This is a genomic window from Pseudomonas medicaginis (assembly GCF_965119365.1).
Lineage (GTDB): Bacteria > Pseudomonadota > Gammaproteobacteria > Pseudomonadales > Pseudomonadaceae > Aquipseudomonas.
Genome location: NZ_OZ221631.1, coordinates 4,426,079 through 4,447,682, shown reverse-complemented (window position 1 = coordinate 4,447,682; position 21,604 = coordinate 4,426,079). Strand labels below are relative to the sequence as shown.

General features: G+C 62.2%; 18 protein-coding genes. 14 read left to right on the top strand and 4 right to left on the bottom strand.

What is annotated here, in order from left to right:
- Positions 1–426: 426 nt before the first annotated feature.
- Positions 427–1,602, bottom strand: a complete 1,176-nt coding sequence (locus tag ACMTA2_RS19670; protein ID WP_413790701.1) for an integrase core domain-containing protein — start codon at positions 1,600–1,602, stop codon at positions 427–429.
- 353 nt (positions 1,603–1,955) lie between these two features.
- Here ACMTA2_RS19670 and pdxH point away from each other — a divergent pair, with 353 nt between their 5' ends.
- The 7 genes from pdxH (at position 1,956) to ACMTA2_RS19635 (ending at position 7,309) form a co-directional block, all read left to right on the top strand.
- A complete protein-coding gene (gene pdxH / locus ACMTA2_RS19665; RefSeq protein ID WP_413791368.1) occupies positions 1,956–2,603 on the top strand; it encodes a pyridoxamine 5'-phosphate oxidase in 648 nt (215 codons plus the stop codon).
- An 88-nt stretch (positions 2,604–2,691) separates the two neighbouring features.
- Positions 2,692–3,246, top strand: coding sequence for a molybdenum cofactor biosynthesis protein B (gene moaB, locus ACMTA2_RS19660; protein ID WP_413791367.1), 555 nt, complete (start codon positions 2,692–2,694; stop codon positions 3,244–3,246).
- Positions 3,243–4,478 carry a molybdopterin molybdotransferase MoeA gene (locus ACMTA2_RS19655; protein WP_413791366.1) on the top strand — a complete coding sequence of 412 codons (1,236 nt, stop codon included), beginning with the start codon at positions 3,243–3,245 and terminating at the stop codon, positions 4,476–4,478. The genes moaB and ACMTA2_RS19655 overlap by 4 nt, the downstream gene beginning before the upstream one ends.
- An 80-nt stretch (positions 4,479–4,558) precedes the next feature.
- Positions 4,559–5,554, top strand: a complete 996-nt coding sequence (gene ubiU, locus ACMTA2_RS19650; RefSeq protein ID WP_413791365.1) for a ubiquinone anaerobic biosynthesis protein UbiU — start codon at positions 4,559–4,561, stop codon at positions 5,552–5,554.
- A gap of 11 nt (positions 5,555–5,565) precedes the next feature.
- Positions 5,566–6,456, top strand: coding sequence for a U32 family peptidase (locus ACMTA2_RS19645; protein ID WP_413791364.1), 891 nt, complete (start codon positions 5,566–5,568; stop codon positions 6,454–6,456).
- Complete coding sequence (gene ubiT, locus ACMTA2_RS19640; protein ID WP_053184645.1) at positions 6,450–6,920, top strand: ubiquinone anaerobic biosynthesis accessory factor UbiT; 471 nt, start codon at positions 6,450–6,452, stop codon at positions 6,918–6,920. The genes ACMTA2_RS19645 and ubiT overlap by 7 nt, the downstream gene beginning before the upstream one ends.
- Positions 6,920–7,309, top strand: a complete 390-nt coding sequence (locus ACMTA2_RS19635; RefSeq protein ID WP_413791363.1) for a putative zinc-binding protein — start codon at positions 6,920–6,922, stop codon at positions 7,307–7,309. The genes ubiT and ACMTA2_RS19635 overlap by 1 nt, the downstream gene beginning before the upstream one ends.
- Positions 7,310–7,480: 171 nt before the next feature.
- Here the strand turns inward: ACMTA2_RS19635 and ACMTA2_RS19630 are convergent, their stop codons facing one another.
- The 3 genes from ACMTA2_RS19630 to ACMTA2_RS19620 form a co-directional block, all read right to left on the bottom strand.
- Positions 7,481–8,158, bottom strand: coding sequence for a Crp/Fnr family transcriptional regulator (locus tag ACMTA2_RS19630; RefSeq protein WP_413791362.1), 678 nt, complete (start codon positions 8,156–8,158; stop codon positions 7,481–7,483).
- Between the two features lie 208 nt (positions 8,159–8,366).
- Positions 8,367–9,014: a two-component system response regulator NarL gene (gene narL, locus ACMTA2_RS19625; RefSeq protein WP_413791361.1), complete on the bottom strand. Its 648-nt coding sequence runs from the start codon at positions 9,012–9,014 to the stop codon at positions 8,367–8,369.
- A complete protein-coding gene (locus tag ACMTA2_RS19620) occupies positions 9,011–10,810 on the bottom strand; it encodes a HAMP domain-containing protein (RefSeq protein WP_413791360.1) in 1,800 nt (599 codons plus the stop codon). The genes narL and ACMTA2_RS19620 overlap by 4 nt, the downstream gene beginning before the upstream one ends.
- 309 nt (positions 10,811–11,119) lie before the next feature.
- On the opposite strand from ACMTA2_RS19620, the gene ACMTA2_RS19615 reads away from it, so the two are divergent.
- From ACMTA2_RS19615 to ACMTA2_RS19585, 7 genes are all read left to right on the top strand, one after another.
- Positions 11,120–12,421 (top strand): MFS transporter, encoded by a 1,302-nt coding sequence (locus tag ACMTA2_RS19615; RefSeq protein WP_413795691.1) that lies wholly within the window; start codon positions 11,120–11,122, stop codon positions 12,419–12,421.
- Positions 12,399–13,796 carry a NarK family nitrate/nitrite MFS transporter gene (locus tag ACMTA2_RS19610; RefSeq protein ID WP_413791359.1) on the top strand — a complete coding sequence of 466 codons (1,398 nt, stop codon included), beginning with the start codon at positions 12,399–12,401 and terminating at the stop codon, positions 13,794–13,796. The genes ACMTA2_RS19615 and ACMTA2_RS19610 overlap by 23 nt, the downstream gene beginning before the upstream one ends.
- A gap of 66 nt (positions 13,797–13,862) precedes the next feature.
- Positions 13,863–17,636: a nitrate reductase subunit alpha gene (locus tag ACMTA2_RS19605; RefSeq protein WP_413791358.1), complete on the top strand. Its 3,774-nt coding sequence runs from the start codon at positions 13,863–13,865 to the stop codon at positions 17,634–17,636.
- 1 nt (position 17,637) lies between these two features.
- Positions 17,638–19,176 carry a nitrate reductase subunit beta gene (gene narH / locus ACMTA2_RS19600; protein WP_413791357.1) on the top strand — a complete coding sequence of 513 codons (1,539 nt, stop codon included), beginning with the start codon at positions 17,638–17,640 and terminating at the stop codon, positions 19,174–19,176.
- A 2-nt stretch (positions 19,177–19,178) separates the two neighbouring features.
- Complete coding sequence (narJ, locus tag ACMTA2_RS19595) at positions 19,179–19,934, top strand: nitrate reductase molybdenum cofactor assembly chaperone (RefSeq protein ID WP_413791356.1); 756 nt, start codon at positions 19,179–19,181, stop codon at positions 19,932–19,934.
- Entirely contained in the window at positions 19,927–20,607 is a 681-nt protein-coding gene (gene narI / locus ACMTA2_RS19590; RefSeq protein ID WP_013693500.1) for a respiratory nitrate reductase subunit gamma, read from the top strand. The genes narJ and narI overlap by 8 nt, the downstream gene beginning before the upstream one ends.
- 10 nt (positions 20,608–20,617) lie before the next feature.
- Positions 20,618–21,586, top strand: coding sequence for a peptidylprolyl isomerase (locus tag ACMTA2_RS19585; RefSeq protein WP_413791355.1), 969 nt, complete (start codon positions 20,618–20,620; stop codon positions 21,584–21,586).
- The last annotated feature ends 18 nt before the right edge of the window (positions 21,587–21,604 follow it).

The following is a 21,604-nucleotide window of genomic DNA, read 5'->3' as shown; positions in this document are numbered from 1 at the left end:
ATGCCGAGGTGCCCACTGCGCAACACCTGCCTTCGGCCATCGTGGTTAACGGGGCCCCCCAGATCAAAAGCCTGCGCGAGGCGGCCTTATAGCCGACCTGATTGGATGGGGCGTGGTTATCCTGTGGGAGCGGGCTTGCTCGCGAAAGTGATGGTTCAGCCACCTGGAGGCTGGATATGCGCCGCTCTTGCTCTTGCTCTTGCTCTTGCTCTTGCTCTCGACGCCCGGTTAAACCACGCTGGCCGAACGCAGGCATTGCGCAGTGGGCAACCCGGCATGGATGCCGGGTTAGCCGCGCTGGGCCATGGATGGCCCTTCGCGGCGGGCCCACGGAGCAATGCCGGAGTGAGGGCATGCCGAGCCTGAGCGAGGCACCGAGTGGTGGGGCATGTACGGGACAACCACATGGGTTACAAAAAAGTGCATTCACATAGGTGACACTTTGATTGAAACGTAGCCGTTCTTTGCGTCCCTGGCATTGACGTGACCTAGGATCACCGGACCGAAGATCACATTCCATACGCCGTCCTTGATCATCTCCATTCCAATGTTCTGATGCCTAAGCAGATTCCCTACGTATATCCGCAGACCGGCTCGATTAATGATTCCGCTACCATCTGCCAGGTAACACTCAATATGGCTCGCATACCCCATTTCCGGTAACTTCTCCGGGTAAGCCCGAGTTGAGGGTGTGTAGCAGGAGGCCGGAGTTTTCTGACCGAGCGCCTCGTGTCCCCGCTCGTAATTGTAGTGCTGCATAAATCGATTAAAATGTTTTTGCTGAGCCTCCCAAGCAATTGCCGGCGGTTGGGGAAAGGTACTTTTCAACGTCCGGTGCATGCGCTCATGACGTCCATTTTGATCTGGCCGACCAGGCTCAATTCGCTCAGGAATAATCCCAAGGCGTAGCCACCAGATCGACAATTGCGACAGCCCAGCACGCCCCGTACTGGCAAACGGCACGCCGTTATCGGTGCGGATGCGCTCAGGCATCCCATACTCACGAAAAACGCGCTCGAAAGTTTGCTGGGTCTCCTTGAGATTGGTATTGGCCATGCTCTCGCAGGCAAGCAGGAAGCGACTGGCATGATCCATGATCGTCAGCGGATAACACCAAACGCCCGCCCCAGTCAGAAATTGGCCCTTGTAATCTGCGCTGAAAAGCTGATTAGGCGTTTCTGCCTTACGCAAAGGCTTGGGATAGACAGCGACACGCTGGCGCGACGGCCGAGGCGTGATCAAATCAACGGCCTTGAGGATGTTGTAAATCGTCGTTTTCGACGGCGGATCTTGCCCCGGGAAACGTTTCATCAAATCGTTCTGGATCTTTTTAGGACCCGGAACCGTTTCGCCAGTAGAGCGAAGCTCAATAATGGCCTGCCTCACAACCAGCGGCACTACATAGGTTTGGTTGTGCCGTCGGCGGCTACGTTCGTCAAGCCCACTGGGTCCCTCCAGTTCATAGCGCTCGACCCATTTGTAGCCGGTCTTTCGGCTGATCTGATAGTCCTGGCACAGCCTGCTAAAGCTGTGCTTTTCGGATAGATACTCAGCGATGAACATCACTTTGAGGTCCATAGGTTTCAGCTCTCTCCAGGACATGGTCAGATCCTCGCGAAATCGACCATGCCAGTTAAAAACTGTTACCTATGTGCGTGAACTGATTTGTAACCCATGTGGGTGAGTCATACCGGCAATGCGCTTTTGGTTACTTTTGGCGCTCTTCCAAAAGTGACCCGCTGTAAGAGCGGAACCGTCAGTAGCCGTTACCGCAGCAACGGATATACACACGAACCAACCCCCCCCCATAAAACACAACCAACATCACCCGTGGAGAGCAGGCATGCGCACGAAGAGGCCAGCCCATCCAACGGAGCCCCCTGCATTGACAACGATCAAGGTCGCCCCGAATGGCCCGGCGCAGACTGGGCCAAACCTATCGGGAGATCACCACCATGCCTCTTTCCCTGGCCAAAATGCGCCGCCAGTACACCCGCGACGGGCTGGATGAAACCCTAGCGCCGGACGATCCCCTGGCCTTGTTCGCACTGTGGATGCAACAGGCCCGAGACACCGAAAGCCCGCCGGTGGAAGCCAACGCCATGGCCCTGGCAACGGTGGACGGGCAGGGCCGGCCTCACTGTCGGGTGTTGTTGCTCAAGGGCTTTGATGCCCAGGGCTTTTCGTTTTTCGGCAACTACGACAGTGCAAAGGGCCAGAACCTGGCGGCCAACCCCTGGGCGGCCATGACGTTTTTCTGGCCGGGGCTGGAGCGGCAGGTACGCATCGAAGGGCAGGTCGAAAAACTCGATCCGGCGTTGTCGGATGCCTATTTCGAATCCCGTTCCGTCGCCAGTCGCCTGGGTGCCTGGGCGTCGCCACAAAGCCGACCACTGGAGGACAGGGCCGCGCTCGAGACCTTGCTGGCGCAAACCGAGAAACGCTTTGCCGATCAACCCGTGCGGCGCCCCGACCATTGGGGAGGCTATTGCCTGCGGCCAGAACGGATGGAGTTCTGGCAGGGCCGTGCCGACCGTTTGCACGATCGCCTCGACTACCGCCTGCAGGATGGCGCCTGGCAGCGCAGCCGCCTGGCGCCTTGAGCGCCGAGGGAGGTACCTCCAAGGAGGAATAGGCTCGACAACGATTGCGGTTCAGGCTGGGCCATCTTTTCTGACAGGACGGCTGATCATGGCCCATCTGACGCAACACCTCTTTCAATCACTGAACATCGCGGTCCTCACCATCAGCGATACCCGAACCTTCGAAACCGACACCTCGGGCCAAACCCTGGCGGACCTGCTGCAAACTGCCGGACACCTGCTCATCGACCGTGGGCTGGTGAAGGACGATATCTACCAGATCCGCGCCAAGGTCTCCCAATGGATCGCCGACCCCAAGGTGCAGGTGGTGTTGATGACCGGCGGCACCGGGTTCACCCCGCGCGACAACACCCCCCAAGCGGTGGCGCCGTTGCTGGACAAGCATGTCGACGGTTTCGGCGAGCTGTTCCGCCAGGTGTCGCTGGCGGAGATCGGCATGTCCACCCTGCAGTCGCGCGCCTTGGCGGGCATGAGCAATGGGGTGCTGGTGTGCTGCTTGCCGGGTTCGCCGGGGGCGTGCCGGACCGGGTGGGAGCAGATCCTGGCCGGGCAATTGGACAGCCGCACCGGCCCGTGCAATTTCACCCCGCACCTCAAGCCCCAGGACGGCATTGCCCCAACGGCTTGCGAGACACGCTCGTGAGCGGCCGGGTGTGCGACAGCGGCGTGCTGATGCCGGTGGATGAGGCGATCCGTCATCTGCTCGACCAGGCTCCGCCGCCACCGCCTGTGCAACGGGTTGGCCTGGACCAGGCCCTGGCGCGAGTGCTGGCCACTGACATTGTGTGCCCGATGAACCTGCCGGCCTGGGACAACAGCGCGATGGACGGCTATGCCCTGCGGGCCGCTGACCTGCCGGGTGACGGCGGCTACCTGCTGTTGGGCGGGCGGATCGCCGCGGGTGACGAGCCGGGCGAGCCGTTGCAGGCGGGACACGTCGTGCGGATTTTTACTGGTGCGCCGCTGCCACCGGGGGCCGACACGGTAGTGCCGCAGGAAAGCTGTCGCGTCGATGGCGAGCGGGTCTGGTTGCCGTCGGTCAACGGCGGTGACCATGTTCGCAAGGAAGGCGAGGAACTGCGTCGAGGAGACCGGCTGCTCGAAGCCGGCACGCGCTTGCGCGCCCAGGAGTTGGGGCTGCTCGCCGGTGCCGGCGTCGGCCAGGTGGACGTTTATCGCCCCTTGCAAGTGGGCCTGCTCAGCAGCGGCGATGAGCTGCGCGAGCCGGGCGAGCCACTGGCGCCAGGCCAGATCTACAACAGCAATCGTCATAGCCTCGCCGCACTGTTGCGCGGTTGGGGTGTCGAGGTGCATGACTTCGGGGTCATGCCCGACCAGCTATTGGCCAGTCGACAAGCGTTGCGCCTGGCCGCCGCCGAATGCGATGTGCTGATCACATCGGGCGGTGTCTCGGTGGGTGAAGAAGACCACCTCAAGCAAGCCATCGAAGCCTTGGGCAGCATCGACCTTTGGCGCCTCGCCATCCAGCCGGGCAAACCCCTGGCCTTTGGAGATGTGGAAGGCAAACCTTGGATCGGACTGCCGGGCAACCCGTCGGCGGCATTGATTACCGCGCTGATCGTCGTGCGTCCGTTCCTGTTCCGGGCCCAGGGCATGGGCGACGTGTTACCTGTGCCGTTGCAGGTGCCAGCCGGGTTCGACTGGCTCAAGCGCAACCGACGCCGGCAGTACCTGCGGGCCAGGTTGGTCCCGGATGCCAACGGCCACCTGTGTGCGGAACTGCACCCTCAGCAAAGTTCGGCGATGCTGACGGCCGCTTGCTGGGCCGATGGGCTGGCAGTGGTGGAGTGTGAGGCGCAACTGCACAAGCACGACAACGTGCTGTACCTGCCATTCGCCGAGCTGATGCATTGACGGCAATTGATTGCCGTCAAGGTCACCGGCCGAGGGCTGGCTAGACTGGCGGCGCTTGAGTTTTATCACGAGGATGCCCCATGCAACTGGTTTGCCCGGCAGGGAATCTGCCTGCCCTCAAAGCGGCGGTGCGCCAAGGCGCCGATGCCGTCTATGTCGGCTTTCGCGATGACACCAATGCCCGGCATTTTGCCGGGCTGAACATGGACGACAAGCAGTTCGACGCGGCGGTCGCACACATCCGTCAGCACCAACGCAAGCTGTACGTGGCGGTCAATACTTACCCGCAGCCCAAGGGCTGGGAGCGCTGGCAACGGGCAGTGGACCGTGCCGCCGATTTTGGCGTGGACGCCCTGATTGCCGCCGACCCCGGCGTGCTCAGCTACGCCAGCCAGCGCCATCCGAAACTGGCGCTGCACCTTTCAGTACAAGGCTCGGCGACCCATGCCGCGGCGCTGGCTTTTTACGCCCAGCGCTATAACATCCGCCGCGCCGTGCTGCCGAGGGTGCTGTCCCTTGCCCAGGTGCGTCAAGTGGCGGCGGGCAGCCCGGTGCCGATCGAAGTTTTCGGTTTCGGCAGTCTGTGCATCATGGCTGAAGGCCGTTGCCACTTGTCTTCCTACATCACCGGCGAATCGCCGAACCTGTGCGGCGTCTGTTCGCCCGCCAAGGCGGTGCGCTGGAGCGAGGATGCCCAAGGCCTCAGCGCACGCCTGAGCGAGGTGCTGATCGACCGCTACACCCCCGAAGAACCGGCCGGTTATCCGACCCTGTGCAAAGGCCGCTTCCTGGTCGGCGGCAAGCGCTTCCATGCGCTGGAAGAACCCACCAGTCTCGACACCCTTGACCTGTTGCCGGAGCTGGCGGCCATCGGCGTCGAAGCGGTGAAGATCGAAGGTCGCCAACGCAGCCCGGCCTATGTTGAACAAGTGACCCGTGTCTGGCGCGCGGCACTGGATGCCCACCAGGACGCGCCGCAACGGTTCCGGGTGCAGGAAGAATGGCGCCAGGTGCTGGCTGGCTTGTCCGAAGGCAGCCAGACCACCCTGGGTGCCTACCATCGATCATGGCAATGAGGGGAGGCCAGATGAAACTCAGCCTGGGACCGGTCCTGTTTTACTGGGACAAAGCGCAACTGGGGAATTTCTATGCCGAGATGTCGGCATTGCCGCTGGACGTGATTTACCTGGGGGAAACCGTGTGCTCCAAGCGCCGGGCCTTTTCTCTGGATCAATGGCTGGGTCTGGCGCGCGAGCTACAGACGTGCAGTCAGGCACAGATCGTGTTGTCGAGCCTGACGCTGATTGAAGCAGCCTCGGAGCTGTCTTCGTTGCGCCGCCTGTGTGACAACGGCCAGTTGTTGGTGGAAGCCAATGACATGGGTGCGGTGCAGTTGCTGGCCGAGCGCAAGCTGCCTTTCGTGGGCGGCCCGGCGCTGAACTTGTACAACGGTCACGCCCTGGGGCAATTGCTCGACAGCGGCATGATCCGTTGGGTGCCGCCGGTGGAGTGTTCGGCGGCGCTGATCGGCGATGTGCTGGAGCAGGTGCGGGACATGGACCGCGAGGTGCCCGAGGTGGAGATTTTCGCTTACGGTCATCTGCCGTTGGCGTACTCGGCGCGCTGCTTTACCGCCCGCGCCGAAAATCGCCCCAAGGACGACTGCCAGTTCTGCTGCATCAACTACCCCGATGGCCTTGCTTTGAGCAGTCAGGAAGGCCAGCAGTTATTCACCCTCAACGGCATCCAGACGATGTCCGGCGAGGTGAGCAACCTGCTGGCTGATTACAACGCCCTGGTGGCTTGCGGGGCCGACATGCTGCGCTTGAGTCCGCGGGCCCAGGGCATGGCCGAGGTAGTCAGCGCGTTTGATCGCGTGCGCCAGGGGGAGGCGCCGCCGCTGTTTGTCGAGGGCTGCAACGGCTATTGGCACGGCCATGCCGGTATGTTGAAAGTAGAGGAGGCGGGCCTGTGTTGAGTCCGAAGAAATGGGTGCTCAAAGGTGCCGACCGCTTGCTGCCGCTGGTGGGCAAGGTGCCGTTCGTGGTGCAGCGCCTGGCCTTGCAGCAGGCGCTGAACCGCTGCCTGGCCGAGCCGCTGCGCGATGGCGGGTTCGATGTGCTGCGTGGACGCTGGTTGTGCCTGCGGGTGCCCGACCTGAAGTTGTGTTGGTACCTGACCCTGGCGCGGGATGGATTGCGCATCGCCGAACGGGCCGAGGCCCAGGTCACCATCAGCGGCAACTGGCGCGAATTCCTGTTACTGGCCAGCCGTCAGGAGGATCCGGATACGTTGTTCTTCCGGCGACGGCTGGTGATCGAGGGGGACACGGAGCTGGGGCTGGCACTGAAGAACCTGATCGACAGTCTCGATCCGGAGGTATTGCCGCCGTGGTTGTGGCGCAATCTGGAGCGGGCGGGCAAGGGCTTGGCGACCGTGTGATGAAGCCTTCGAGTGCATTGCCCCTGGTGTATTCCTGCTCCGGTTGCTCCAACGTCGCGCAACTGGCCAACACCGTTGCCTTGCGCCTGGACCGCGCTGGCCTGGCCGAGATGTCCTGCATCGTCGGGGTCGGCGGGCATGTGGCGCCGCTGGTCAACAAGGCACGCTCGGGGCGGCGGATCATTGCGCTGGATGGGTGTCCTTTGCAATGCGTCCAGGCGTGTTTACAGCAGCATGACCTACGGGCGGATGTGCATGTGATTCTGAGTCAGTTGGGTTGGCGCAAGCGCTTCGGGGTCGATTGCTCGCAAGAAGAGGGCGATGCATTGTTCGAGCGGTTGATAGCGATGATAGGGGGTGATGAAATCGATAGGCCGAATGGCGAATAAAGGCTCCACACACACCTGTGGCGAGGGGATTTATCCCCGTTGGGCTGCGAAGCAGCCCCAAAGCCTGGGCCGGCGGTGCGTCAGGCAGTTGAAGGGGGGCGCTGCGCGCCCCAGCGGGGATAAATCCCCTCGCCACAGGGGGATGGGCTGACCGCCATAGAGGATTCGCAGCTATTGCTGGTAAGCCTCCAGCGCCTCTTCAGCGAGAATGCGGATATTGCGCCGTTCCATGGCGATCAGGCCACCGTCCACCAAGCGATGCAGAATCCGCGAAAACGTCTCCGGCTGAATCCCCAGCTTGGAAGCCACCAGACGCTTGGACACCTGCAACACCAGCTGACCATCCCGCGGATCGCGCTCCTGCAGCAGGAAATTGATCACCCGCCGACTGGCGCTGGCCAGGGTCAGGTTGTCGATGTCCTTGAGGCGCTGGTGCAGGTGGATGCTCATGCTCGCCAGGATCGCCAGGCAGACTTTGGGCTGATCCTCCAGGGCCTTGCGGTAGTGGGTGCCCTCGATGCTCACCAGTACGCTGTCCTTGATTGCCGACGCACTGACCGGGTAGCACCGGGCCTCACTGAATAGCAGGGCCTCGGCGAAGGTCTGTCCGGGCTGGATGATCTCCACCAGGTTCTCCTGGCCTTCGCCGGTGACCCGGAACAACTTGATCTGGCCACTGACCAGCAGGAAAAACCGCTTGGCCGGGTCGCCCTGGTGCATGAGCGTGCTGTTGCAGTCCAGGCGCCTGAGGACGGCCAGGCTGCAGACATCTTCAAAGACCCGCTCCGGCAGTTGGCTGAACAGGTGATGACGACGCAACAATAAAACGATGGAAGGGTGGGTCAGCATGGCGTACCTCCGCGTGCCGTCATGGTAGAGCCCAAATCGCCGCCGGCCTATGCCTCGGCAGGCCTACCTCGGAAGAGGGAGGCCTGATGACCATCCTTGTGGCGAGGGAGCTTGCTCCCGCTGGGCTGCGTAGCAGCCCCAAAAACAGGGTCGCTGCGCGCCCCAGCGGGAGCAAGCTCCCTCGCTACGGGGAATCTATTCGCCTGGCCTAACCCGCCCCGCGCAAATGCTCCATCGCCCACACCGCCGCTTCGACCCGTGAGCGCAAGCCGAGCTTGTGCAGCAGGTTCTTCACATGCACCTTGACCGTGCCTTCGGTGATGCCCAGCTTGTGGCCGATGACCTTATTGCTGTAGCCGCCGGCGATGGTCTTGAGGACCTGGCGTTCGCGCTCGGTCAGTTCCACATCGGCCTGGCGCGGTGGCGAGCGCAGGGCCTGGGCCATGACGCGGGTCAGGCCGGGGCTGATCACCAAGGCGCCGTTGAGGGCATCGCGTATGTACTGGATCAATAGCTCCGGCTCCATGTCCTTGAGCAGATAACCGTTGGCGTCCAGGCGCAGGGCATCGCGGATGTCGTCCTCGGCATCGGACACGGTGAACAGCAGCACCTTGCCGGTGTAGTGCATGGCGCGCAGCCGGCGCAGGGTCTCGATGCCGTTCATCTGCGGCATGTTGTTGTCCAGCAGCACCAGGTCGGGCTTGAGCGGTTCGATCAGGGCCAGGGCTTCTTCGCCGTGGCTGGCTTCGCCAACGATCTGCAAATCGTCTTCGAGCTCAAGCATCTGGCGGATCCCGCGACGCATCATCGGGTGGTCGTCGACCAGTAGCAGGGTGTGGCGCAGGGGGGCGTTCATGTTGCGATGCCTTCGGTGGGTTGGCCCAGGAATTCCGGTTGGAAATGCACCTGGATACGGGTGCCCTGGGGTGTACGGGAGTGAATCTGCAGTTGGCCGTGCAGGCTGCGGGCCCGCTCGTTCATGATGTTCAGGCCATGGTGCTCGCGCTGGTCGACCTCGCCGCTGAAGCCCCGGCCGTCGTCTTCGATCGACAGCCGTACGGTCTCGCCATCCTGGCGCAGTTCGAGCCAGGCGTTTTGTGCATGGGCATGGCGCAGGCAGTTGGACAGGGCTTCGCGGGTGATCTGCAGGATGTGGATCTGCTCGCTGGCCGACAGTTCGAAGGCCAGGGTGTCGATGAACAGGTGCACCTGGAAGTCCCCGCGGTTGGAGAATTCTTCGGCGGTGTCCTTGAGTTCCTCGACCAGGCCGTCGTCATGGATTTGCAAGCGGAAGGTGGTGAGCAGTTCGCGCAGCTGCCGATAAGCGTTGTTTAGCCCCTCGCGCAGCTCGCCAGTGACGGTCTCCAGAGTTTGCACCGGTTCGCCCCGGCGCATCAGGGTCTGCATGCGACTGACTTGCAGCTTCATGTACGACAAGGCCTGGGCCAGGGAGTCATGCAGCTCGCGGGCGATGATCGTACGTTCGTCGAGCAGCAGCAGGCGATGGTCTTGTTCGCGCTGGCGCTTGAGGGATAGCGACGTACCAATCAGGTTGGCCAGGGCCTGGATTAATGCGGTTTCCCAGGGCTGCGCGGCGTGGCCGTCGACAAAATGGGCCTTGAGCTCACCCAGTTCGTTGCCCTGGTTGCTGATGCTGAAGGCTTGCGGGCGGGCAGCGTTGTGTTTATGACAACTGGCGCAATCGCTGCTGGCGCAGACCTGGCGGCTGTCGGCGCCATGCAACGCCAGCAAGTGCCTGGCCGGTGCCTGCAATTGCCCTTGCAGGCACAGCGTCAGGCGCAGGCCCGGCAGGCGCTGTTGGAAGCGTCGGATCAGTTCATCCAGCCCTTCGGCATTGGCCTGTCGCGTCGCCAGGCTGCGACTGCTCTGGTACAGCAGCTCCAGGGCGGCGTTGGCCTGTTGCAGGTTCAGGGTCTTTTGCTGGACTTGGTTTTCCAGGGTGCGGTGGGATTGCTCGATGGTCTCGGCCATGGTGTTGAAACTGGTCGCCAACTGGCCCAGTTCATCTTCGGACTGGTGATTGACCCGCACCTGGAATTCGCCACGGCGAAAGCGCTGGGTGGCGTCCACCAACTCCTGCAAGGGCGTGACCACGCCGTACTGCAATTCATACAGGCCGATCAGCAGGATGATCATGGTGCTGAACAGCGCCGCGCCCTGGATCACCTGCTGCCAGCCTTGCTTGTGCTCGCTCTGACGTTGCAGCAGGGTGACGAACTGGTCCAGTTGATCGACGAAGGTGTTGGCGCTGGCCTGGAATAATGCCGAGTCACCACGCTCGATGGCCGGGCGCAAAGTCTGGTTCCAGCGTTGCACAAGGTCGCGATAGCTCTTGTGCAGGGAGGTTTCCGGCCCATCTTCCAGCACGGCGCGCAGGGCAGGGCTGTCGAGGCGTTGTTGCAGGCTGGCGATGATCGCGGGGACGTCGTCGTTGGCCCCCGCCGCCAGTTTCCAGCTCAGGTGATAGGTCTCCATGCGCACGGAGCCAGCGGTATTGATGGCGGCAGCGTCGCCTTGGCTGAACCAGGCGATCAACCCGGCACTCAAGGAACTGGCCAGGGCCAGGATGGCGATCAGGATCACCGCCAGCCCGGCGCGAGCGGGCAGGGAACTGCGCAGCCAACGCATCATCGACGCGGGCCTGCGGGGCAAAACTGTGAACCGAGCATAGGAGGCGCCCTGGACCTGGGGGGTGTAGCAGCCAATCCTGGGCGCACTACCTCTAAAGAGTTGTCGGCCGCTCCATTTCCATAAAAGCTTCGGCAGACTTGATCAAGGTATTGATAAATAAAGGGTTGTATCAATATCCGGGTCTACCTCCTTGGAGGTAGACGGGCCAAGCATAGGCCTGGACCGCCCCGGCACACGTTGACCCAAGTCAAGTTTTCGCGGGGTTCGTATCACTAGGCTGCGCCCATCGAACTGACGGAGTGCCTCGTGATGCGAGCACAAGTGCAACAAGGGCTGGTACTCGGGATGAGTACCCTGGCCTTCACCGTGTGCTTCATGGTCTGGATGATGTTTGCCGTGCTCGGCGTTCCGATCAAGGAACTGCTGGCCCTCAATGAAACCCAGTTTGGCCTGTTGGCCGCCACGCCGGTGTTGACCGGTTCGCTGGTGCGTCTACCCCTGGGGCTTCTGACCGACCGCTTTGGCGGACGGATCGTGTTCTTCCTGCTGATGCTGGCCTGCGTATTGCCGCTGTACCTGATCACCCTCGCCACGGCCTTCTGGCAGTTTCTGGTGCTGGGCCTGTTCGTCGGCCTGGCCGGCGGCTCGTTCTCGGTGGGCATTGCCTACGTCGCCAAATGGTTCGATAAGCAGAACCAGGGGTTCGCCATGGGCGTGTTCGGCGCCGGCAACGCCGGGGCGGCCGTGACCAAGTTCCTCGCCCCGGCCCTGATCGCGTTTGGCACCTGGCACCTGGTGCCGAAGGTGTTCAGTGCGATCCTGTTCATCACCGCATTGCTGTTCTGGTTCCTCACCGCGGAGAAAAAGGAACACTGCAGTGCCGGTGGCGCCACGTTGCGCGAGCAACTCAAGGCGCTGAAGGAACCGGCCGTGTGGCGCTACTGCCAGTACTACTCGATCGTGTTCGGTGGCTACGTGGCCCTGGCCTTGTGGATGACCAAGTACTACGTGCAGGAATACGGCTTCAGCCTGCAAAGCGCGGCGCTGCTGGCGGCGTGTTTCTCCCTGCCCGGGGGCGTGCTGCGTGCCGTCGGTGGCTGGATGTCCGACCGCTGGGGCGCCCAGAGCGTGACCTGGTGGGTGTTGTGGGTCAGCTGGATCTGCCTGTTCCTGCTCTCCTATCCCCAGACTCAACTGCAAGTGCAGACCGTCAACGGCATTGTCGATTTCCACATCGGCCTCAGCCCAACGCTGTTCACCGTGCTGTTGTTCGTGATGGGCATCGCCTTTGCGTTCGGCAAGGCCTCGGTCTTCAAGTACATCGCCAACGACTACCCGAAAAACATGGGCGCGGTGTCCGGCATCGTCGGCCTGGCCGGCGGCCTGGGCGGGTTCGTGCTGCCGATCATGTTCGGCGCCCTGGTGGACCTCACCGGCGTGCGCTCGTCCTGCTTCATGTTGATGTACGGCGTGGTCTGGGTCTCCCTGGCCTGGATGTACTTCAGCGAAATGCGCAAGCGCCCGCTGCTGGGTAAACAGCCGCCGGCCACTCAATTCCCGTTTTCCAGCATTGCCCAAGGAGAAGAACATGTCCGTTCTGCAAACGCCTGAAAAGGGCCCTGTCATTCATGACTGGCGTCCGGAAGACCCTGCTTTCTGGGGCAGTAGCGGCAAGCTGACCGCCCGGCGCAACCTGTGGATTTCCATCCCGGCGCTGCTGTTGGCCTTCGCGGTGTGGATGGTCTGGAGCACGGTGATCGTGCGCCTGAACGCCATCGGCTTCAGCTTCAGCACCGACCAGCTGTTCTGGCTGGCGGCATTGCCGGGGTTGTCCGGCGCGACCTTGCGCATCTTCTACTCGTTCATGGTGCCAATCTTCGGCGGACGCCGCTGGACCGCGCTGAGCACCGCGTCGTTGCTGATACCGGCGTTGTGGATGGGCTTCGCCGTGCAGGATTCGGCCACGCCCTACAGCGTGTTCGTGCTGATCGCATTGCTTTGCGGTTTTGGTGGCGGCAATTTCGCCTCGAGCATGTCCAACATCAGCTTCTTCTACCCCAAGTCCCAGCAGGGCACCGCCCTGGGCCTGAACGCCGGGCTGGGTAACCTGGGCGTGTCGGTGATGCAGTTCAGCGTGCCGCTGGTGATCTCCTTTGGTGTGTTCGGCTTCATGGGTGGCCAGCCCCAGGTGCTGGCTGATGGCAGCTCGCTGTGGTTGCAGAACGCCGGGTTCATCTGGGTGCCGTTCATCCTTGCCGTGACCCTGATTGCCTGGTTCGGCATGAACGACCTGTCCAGTGCCCGGGCGTCGTTCAGCGAACAAGCGGTGATCTTCAAGCGCAAGCACAACTGGCTGATGTGCTGGCTGTACCTGGCCACCTTCGGTTCGTTCATCGGTTTCTCCGCGGCCTTCCCGCTGCTGATCAAGACCTCGTTCCCTGAAGTCATCGCCCTGAAATTCGCCTTCCTCGGTCCACTGGTGGGCGCGCTGGTACGGCCGTTGGGCGGCTGGCTGGCGGACAAGCTCGGTGGCGCGAAGGTCACCCTGTGGAACTTCGTGTTGATGATCGTGATGGTGTTCGGTGTCTTGCACTTTCTTCCGCAGAACGGCCAGGGCGGCAGCTTCTACGGCTTCCTGGGCCTGTTCATGTTGCTGTTCATCACCACGGGCGTGGGCAACGGTTCGACCTTCCGCATGATCCCGGTGATCTTCCGCTCCCTGCACGAGAAGGCCGCCCTGGGCAAAAAGCCCGAGGTGCGCGAGCAAGCGATCAAGAACGCCGGCAAGGAGTCAGCTGCGGTGCTGGGTTTCAGCTCGGCCATGGGCGCCTTCGGTGCGTTCTTCATTCCCAAATCATTCGGCACTTCGATGGCCCTGACCGGCGGCCCGGAGATGGCCTTCTACATGTTCGTCGGCTTCTACCTGAGCTGCATCGTGGTGACCTGGTGGTGGTATGCGCGCAAAGGCGCGGCGACACCCTGCTAAGACGAATTCAACTGTTGCGTGGGCGGGGCGCAGACCCCGCGGAGCAAGCCTGAGAGGAAAGACACTGTGAGTCATTTACTGGATCAATTGCGGTTCTTCAACCGCAAGCAAGGCGAGTTTTCAGACGGGCATGGCGAGACCCGCAAGGAGTCCCGCGACTGGGAGAATGTCTACCGTTCCCGCTGGCAGTACGACAAGATCGTGCGTTCCACCCATGGGGTGAATTGCACCGGCTCGTGCTCGTGGAAAATCTACGTCAAGAACGGCCTGATCACCTGGGAAACCCAGCAGACCGACTATCCGCGCACCCGCAACGACCTGCCCAACCACGAACCACGCGGCTGCCCTCGCGGCGCGAGCTACAGCTGGTACATCTACAGCGCCAACCGGCTCAAGTACCCGAAAATCCGCAAGCCGTTGCTCAAGCTGTGGCGCGAAGCCCGGCAGACCCTGCCGCCTGTCGAGGCGTGGGCCAGCATCGTCGAGAACAAAGCCAAGGCCGACGCCTATAAAAGCAAGCGCGGCATGGGTGGCTTCATCCGTTCCAACTGGGAAGAAGTCAACGAGATCATTGCCGCCGCCAACGTCTACACCATCAAGGAACACGGTCCGGACCGGGTGGTGGGCTTCTCGCCGATCCCGGCCATGTCGATGGTCAGCTACGCTGCCGGCTCGCGCTACCTGTCGCTGATCGGTGGCGTGTGCCTGAGCTTCTACGACTGGTATTGCGACTTGCCGCCCGCTTCGCCGATGGTCTGGGGCGAGCAGACCGACGTGCCGGAATCGGCCGACTGGTACAACTCCAACTACATCATTGCCTGGGGCTCCAACGTCCCGCAGACCCGTACCCCTGACGCCCACTTCTTCACCGAGGTGCGCTACAAGGGCACCAAGACCGTGGCGATCACCCCGGACTATTCGGAAGTCGCCAAGCTCACTGACCTGTGGCTCAACCCCAAGCAGGGCACCGACGCCGCGTTGGCCCAGGCCTTCAACCATGTGATCTTCAAAGAATTCCACCTGGACAAGCCGAGCGCCTATTTCACCGAATACGCCAAGCGCTACACCGACCTGCCGGTACTGGTGATGCTCAAGCCGATGCTTGGTGCTGCGCCGGGTGCGGGTTACCAGCCGGATCGTTTCCTGCGGGCCAGCGACCTGACCGACAACCTCGGCCAGGACAACAACCCGGAATGGAAAACCATCGCCCTGGATGCCGCCGGCGAACTGGTTTCGCCCCAAGGCTCCATCGGCTATCGCTGGGGCGAGAAGGGCAAGTGGAACATCCTGCCCCGTGAAGGCGGCGAGGGGCGTGAGATCGACCTCAAGCTGAGCCTGATCGGCGGCGACGTCGCCGAGGTGGCGTTCCCGTACTTCGCCGGCGAAGCCCAGGAGTACTTCCAGCACGTGGCCGGTGATGCGGTGCAGTTCCGTCGAGTGCCGGTGCACAGCGTGGTGCTGGCCGATGGCAGCGTGGCGAAAGTCGCCACCGTATTCGACCTGTCGGCGGCCAACCTGGCGATCGACCGTGGCCTGGGCGGCGCCAACGTTGCCAAGGACTATGACGATGCTTCGGTGCCCGGCACCCCGGCATGGCAGGAGCAGATCACTGGCGTAAGCCGCGAGAAGGCGATCCAGATCGCCCGCGAGTTTGCCGACAACGCCGACAAGACCCGTGGACGCTCGATGATCATCGTCGGTGCGGCGATGAACCACTGGTACCACATGGACATGAACTACCGCGGGCTGATCAACATGCTCATGCTCTGCGGTTGCGTCGGCCAGACTGGCGGCGGCTGGGCCCACTATGTCGGCCAGGAAAAACTCCGTCCGCAATGCGGCTGGCTGCCCCTGGCCTTCGGCCTGGACTGGAACCGTCCATCACGGCAGATGAACGGTACCAGCTTCTTCTACGGCCACAGTTCGCAATGGCGCCACGAGAAGATGAGCATGCACGATGTGCTCTCGCCCCTGGCCGACAAATCGCAATTCCCCGAGCACGCCCTGGACTACAACATCCGCGCTGAACGGGCTGGCTGGTTGCCGAGCGCGCCGCAACTCAACACCAACCCGCTGCACATTTGCCGTGATGCCGCCGCCGCAGGCCTGGAACCCAAGGACTATGTGGTCAAGTCGCTGCAGGACGGTTCCCTGCGCTTTGCCTGCGAGCAGCCGGACAGCCCGGTGAACTTCCCGCGTAACATGTTCATCTGGCGTTCCAACCTGCTGGGCTCCTCGGGCAAGGGCCACGAGTACATGCTCAAGTACCTGCTGGGCACCAAGAACGGCGTGATGAATGAAGACATCGGCCATAGCACCGAGTGCAAGCCCACCGAAGCCGAATGGGTCGACGAGGGCGCCATTGGCAAGCTCGATCTGGTGACCACCCTGGACTTCCGCATGTCCTCGACCTGCGTGTATTCCGACATCGTCTTGCCGACCGCCACCTGGTACGAAAAAGACGACATGAACACCTCGGACATGCACCCGTTCATTCACCCACTGTCGGCCGCCATCGATCCGGCCTGGGAATCGCGTTCGGACTGGGAAATCTACAAAGGCATCGCCAAGGCGTTTTCCGCCATGTCGGTCGGCCACCTGGGTGTCGAGAAAGACCTGGTCACCGTACCGCTGATGCACGACAGCGTCGGCGAACTGGCCCAGCCATTCGGCGGTACTGACTGGAAAAGTGCCGGCGTTGCACCGGTCCCGGGCAAGAACGCGCCGAACCTGCAAGTGGTGGAACGCGACTACCCGAACATCTACAAGCAGTTCACGTCCCTGGGCCCGATGCTGGAAAAACTCGGCAACGGCGGCAAGGGCATCAACTGGAACACGGATACTGAAGTTAAATTCCTCGGCGAACTGAACCACAAGGAAGTCGAAGCGGGTATCAGCCAAGGGCGGCCAAAAATCGACAGCGCCATCGACGCTGCCGAAGTGATCCTGTCCCTGGCGCCGGAAACCAATGGCCATGTCGCGGTGAAAGCCTGGGCTGCGCTGTCGGAATTCACCGGCATCGACCACAGCCACCTGGCGGTGTCCAAGGAGCACGAGGCGATTCGCTTCCGTGACATCCAGGCCCAGCCACGCAAGATCATTTCCAGCCCGACCTGGTCTGGCCTGGAAGACGATCACGTGAGCTACAACGCCGGCTACACCAACGTCCATGAGTCGATCCCATGGCGCACCATCACCGGTCGCCAGCAGTTCTACCAGGATCACCCGTGGATGCAGGCGTTCGGCGAGCAGTTGATGAGCTATCGGCCACCGGTCAACACCCGCACCATCGCCGGTGTGAAGGGCAAGCGCAGCAATGGCGAGACCGAGATCGTCCTGAACTGGATCACCCCGCACCAGAAGTGGGGCATCCACAGCACCTACAGCGACAACCTGCTGATGCTGACCTTGAGCCGTGGCGGACCGATTGTCTGGCTCTCGGAAATCGACGCCAAGCGCGCCGGTATCGAGGACAACGACTGGGTCGAATGCTTCAACGTCAACGGCGCGCTGACCGCCCGGGCGGTGGTCAGCCAACGAGTCAAGGAAGGCATGGTGATGATGTATCACGCTCAGGAACGGATCGTGAACGTGCCGGGTTCGGAAACCACCAAGACCCGTGGCGGTCACCACAACTCGGTGACCCGCGTGGTGCTCAAGCCCACCCACATGATTGGCGGCTACGCCCAACAGGCCTACGGCTTCAACTATTACGGCACGGTCGGTTGCAACCGCGACGAATTCGTCGTGGTGCGCAAGATGGTCAAGGTCGATTGGCTCGATGGTTCCAGTGGCGATGATTTGCCGCGTCCACTGCCGACTGATATCGAGGAGAACTGAGATGAAGATTCGCTCACAAATCGGCATGGTCCTGAACCTGGACAAATGCATCGGCTGCCACACCTGCTCAATTACCTGCAAGAACGTCTGGACCAGCCGTGAAGGCATGGAATACGCATGGTTCAACAACGTCGAATCCAAGCCTGGCATCGGCTATCCCAAGGAGTGGGAAAACCAGGATAAGTGGAAAGGCGGCTGGATCCGCAACGCTGACGGTTCGATCAACCCGCGCATCGGCGGCAAATTCCGCGTACTGGCGAACATCTTCGCCAACCCGGACCTGCCGAGCCTGGACGATTACTACGAACCGTTCGACTTCGACTACCAGCACCTGCACACCGCACCGCTGGGCGAGCACCAGCCCACCGCGCGACCACGCTCGGTGGTGTCCGGCAAGCGCATCCAGAAGATCGAGTGGGGCCCGAACTGGGAGGAAATCCTCGGCACTGAATTCGCCAAGCGGCGCAAGGACAAGAACTTCGACAAGATCCAGGCGGACATCTACGGCGAGTACGAAAACACGTTCATGATGTACCTGCCGCGTCTGTGCGAGCACTGCCTGAACCCGGCGTGCGCGGCGTCGTGCCCGAGCGGTGCGATCTACAAGCGTGAAGAGGATGGCATCGTCCTGATCGACCAGGAGAAATGCCGCGGCTGGCGCATGTGCATCAGCGGCTGCCCGTACAAGAAAATCTACTTCAACTGGAAGAGCGGCAAGTCGGAAAAATGCATCTTCTGCTACCCGCGCATCGAAGCCGGCATGCCGACTGTCTGCGCCGAAACCTGCGTGGGCCGGATCCGTTACCTCGGCGTGCTGCTGTATGACGCCGACCGCATCAGCGAAGTGGCAAGCACCGCCAATGAGCAGGATCTGTACGAGAAACAACTGGAGATCTTCCTCGACCCGAACGACCCGGCGGTGATTCGCCAGGCCCTGGCCGATGGCGTGCCGCAGTCGGTGATCGATTCGGCGCAACGCTCGCCGGTCTACAAAATGGCCGTGGACTGGAAACTCGCATTGCCGCTGCACCCGGAATACCGCACCTTGCCAATGGTCTGGTACGTGCCGCCATTGTCGCCGATCCAGAACGCTGCCACGGCTGGCACCGTGGGCATGAACGGGGTGATCCCGGACGTCGACAGCCTGCGTATCCCGCTGCGCTACCTGGCGAACATGCTCACCGCCGGTGATGAAAAACCGGTCAAGCTTGCGCTGAAACGCTTGCTGGCGATGCGTGCCTACAAACGTTCCGAGCAGGTCGACGGTGTGCAGGACCTGCAAGTGCTGGCCGACGTCGGCTTGAGCGTGAACCAGGTGGAAGAGATGTATCGCTACCTGGCCATCGCCAACTACGAAGACCGCTTCGTCGTACCAAGCGCCCACCGCGAAGACGCCATGAGCGACGCGTTTGCCGAGCGCTCCGGTTGCGGCTTCAGCTTTGGCAGCGGTTGCAGTGGCAGCTCCGACACCAACATGTTCGGTGGCAAGAAGGCCAACCGCCGCGACGTGATCAAGACCGTGCAGTTGTGGGAGGAATGAGCATGCGCATTCTCAAGGTGATTTCGTTGCTGCTCGACTACCCGACCGAGACCCTGGTGGCCGGTCGGGATGAGCTGGAACAAGCGATTCTCCAGGCACGGGAAATCAGCCCCAACCAGCGCGCCGGGCTGTTTGAATTGCTGGAGGTGATCTGCGGCAAGGACCTGATGGATGGCCAGGAGCACTACGGTGCGTTGTTCGGCCGCGGTCGTTCGCTGTCGCTGCTGCTGTTCGAACATGTCCATGGCGAATCCCGCGACCGTGGCCAGGCCATGGTCGACATGATGGCCCAGTACGAAGAGGCCGGTTTCGCCATCGGCGTCAAGGAACTGCCTGACTACATCCCGCTTTACCTGGAGTACCTCTCCACCCGCGAAGCCATCGAGGCCCGCGAGGGCCTGGCCGATGTAGCGCATCTGCTGGCCTTGCTCGCGGCGCGCCTGGACGAACGTGAAAGCGCCTACGCCAGTTGCTTCCGGGCCTTGCTGCAAATCGCCGGGGCCGAGCCTCAGGTGGCCGTGGCCGAGTTGCGTGAGCAAGTGAAGGCCGAGCCACGGGATGACTCCCTCGAGGCTCTGGACAAGGTCTGGGAAGAAGAGGCAGTGGATTTCATGAAGGCCGAACAGCAGGACCGTTGCAGCTCGATGCCCAGCGCGCCGGGCAAGACGCGAGACGAAAGTGCGGTGCCGCTGCACTGGGTGGATTTTCAGCATGAAGGGCTGGCCGCAGCGCCAGCCGGGGAGGTGGGCAATGTCTAAATGGGATCTGTTGTTGTTCGGGGTCTACCCCTATGTCGCTTTGGCGATTTGCCTGCTTGGCAGTTGGGCACGCTTTGATCTGTCCCAGTACACCTGGAAGGCCGGTTCCAGCCAGATGCTGAACAAGCGCGGCATGCGCGTGGCCAGCAACCTGTTTCACATCGGCGTGCTGTTCGTGCTGGCCGGCCACTTCGTCGGCCTGCTGACACCCTCGGCGATCTATCACCATGTGTTGAGCACCGAGAACAAGCAGTTGCTGGCGATGGTCTCCGGCGGTTTCTTCGGCGTACTGGGCCTGATCGGCCTGGTGATGCTGCTCAACCGTCGCCTGACCGACCCACGGGTTCGCGCCACCTCCAATGTGTCGGACATCCTCGTGCTGGTGGTGCTGCTGGTGCAACTGGTACTGGGGCTGATGACCATCGTGGCCTCTACCGCCCACATGGACGGCTCGGTGATGGTGATGCTGGCCGACTGGGCCCAGAACACCGTGCTGTTGCGTCCGGTTGAAGCCGCTACCTCGATAGCGCCGGTGGGCCTGGTCTACAAGCTCCACGTGGTGCTGGGCCTGACCTTGTTCGTGTTGTTCCCGTTCACTCGTCTGGTCCATATCGTCAGTGCACCAGTCTGGTACCTGGGGCGTCGTTATCAAATCGTTCGGCAGAAGTTCTGAGGAGAAGATCATGGCGAGTGGATGCGGATGTGGCGGTAGTGGTGGCGGCAGCGGCGGCTGCGGTTCTTCGACAAAAGCGGCACCGGTGATCGCGCCGGTGGCCGATGCCGAACCGGCGGGGGCGGTGCAGTTCGAGCCAGCCCAGGCCGGGCCGGTGGCGGAGGATGAAGCGCCACAGTTGATTGCCAGCAGTGAGCAAGAGTGGCCGATCATCAGCGTCAACGGGGTGTCGGTCACCCCCCAGACGATGGCCCAGGAGCTGCAATATCACCCGGCGCAAAGCCGCGAGGAGGCGGTTTATCAGGCAGCACGGGCCTTGGTGATCCGTGAGTTGCTGCAGCAACGAATCGCCGAACTGGGCCTGGCGTTACAGGTCGGCGCCGGCGAAAACGAAGAGGAAGCGGCCACGCGGCTATTGCTCGAACGTGAGGTGCAGGTGCCGCAATGCGACGAGGCCACCTGCCTGCGTTATTACGAAAGCAACCGGGCGCGGTTTCACAGCGCACCGTTGCTGGCGGTGCGGCACATCCTGCTCGAATGTGCGCCGGATGATGCCGAGGCGCGCAGCCTGGCCCATGTCCAGGCCGAGATGCTACTGGAGCGGCTGGACCAGTTCCCGGGCAGTTTTGCCGAGTTGGCGCTGAAGCATTCGGCGTGTCCATCCAAGGAGCAGGGCGGCTCGCTGGGGCAGATCAGCAAGGGTCAGACCGTGCCTGAACTGGAGCGCCAGTTGTTCACCCTGCCTGCGGGCCTGGCTGGTAAACCGCTGGAAAGTCGTTACGGTTGGCACGTGATCAGCATCGACCAGCGAATCGATGGCCAGCCATTGCCGTATGAGGCGGTGGCGACGGCGATTCGTACCCAGTTGCAGCAGGGTGTATGGCAAAAAGCGCTGGTGCAGTACCTGCAGACCCTGATCGGTGCGGCGGACATTCGCGGCATTCACCTTCAGGGTGCCGACTCGCCGCTGGTGCAGTGAGCACGGGCTCAATCGGGA